An 854-nucleotide genomic window follows, 5' to 3' on the forward strand; every position below is an offset into this window, starting at 1 on the left:
TTGGAGAGGAGCTCGATGGCGGTGCATGGGCCGTGAGAGTTCAATATAAGCCCCTCATTCGATGGATTTGGCTTGGCGCAATTTTCATGTTTATTGCAGGTGGCTTAGCTGTGTTTGATAAACGTTATCGTCCTAAAGAAAAAGTGAGCCAAGTAGTGATGCCATCAAATTCGGAGTTTGCTAAGTAAATGAAGTCTCGTCTCGTATTCTTGACCCCTTTGATGTTAGCAGTCGGTCTAGGACTTATTTTATACACAGCTTTGGGCAAAGACCCGAGCAAGTTAGAAACAGCACGCCTGAACGATCCACTCCCAACATTTTCGTTACAATCGCTTGAATATCCAAGCAAACTACTCACTAACTCTGATTTAGGTGGGAAGCCTTCGCTACTTAACGTGTGGGCAACATGGTGCCCAGCTTGTAAGAGTGAGCACGGGTATCTGATGGCACTTGCACAACAAGGTGTTCCAATTATTGGTCTGAATTACAAAGATGATAGAGCGAAAGCGTTACAGTGGTTAGACGGGCTTGGTGATCCTTATTCGTTGAACCTATTTGATCCGCGAGGGAAGTTCGGGTTCGATTTAGGGGTGTATGGTGCACCAGAAACCTACATCATCGATCAAAATGGTGTAGTACGCTATCGACATGTCGGTGAGGTGAATCATCGTGTTTGGGAGGTACAATTGGCTCCGCGGTTTAACGCACTGCTCAAGGAGTAAATACCAATGAGATTTGTCCTGCTTTTTGTCCTTGCTATTGGCTTTGAGTCACTTAATGCCGACATTGATGTATATGAATTTAGTTCTGAAACGAAGCTAGAATCTTATCAAGCTCTAACCCGTGAATTGCGT

At 44.6% G+C, this 854-nt stretch carries 2 protein-coding genes; both read left to right on the top strand.

Annotated elements, in window-relative coordinates:
• Window positions 1–188 (top strand): cytochrome c-type biogenesis CcmF C-terminal domain-containing protein (locus A3762_RS00775; protein ID WP_156493097.1); only part of this gene is annotated, 188 nt, incomplete at its 5' end.
• The gene (locus tag A3762_RS00780) at window positions 189–722 is read left to right on the top strand and encodes a DsbE family thiol:disulfide interchange protein (RefSeq protein WP_068753659.1); all 534 of its coding nucleotides are present in this window, start codon (window positions 189–191) and stop codon (window positions 720–722) included.
• Window positions 723–854 lie beyond the last annotated feature (132 nt).

Source organism: Oleiphilus sp. HI0125 (genome assembly GCF_001635355.1).

Coding starts and splice junctions, on each gene's coding strand:
- A3762_RS00780 (WP_068753659.1), top strand. CDS start 189: ATGAAGTCTCGTCTCGTATTCTTGACCCCTTTGATGTTAGCAGTCGGT.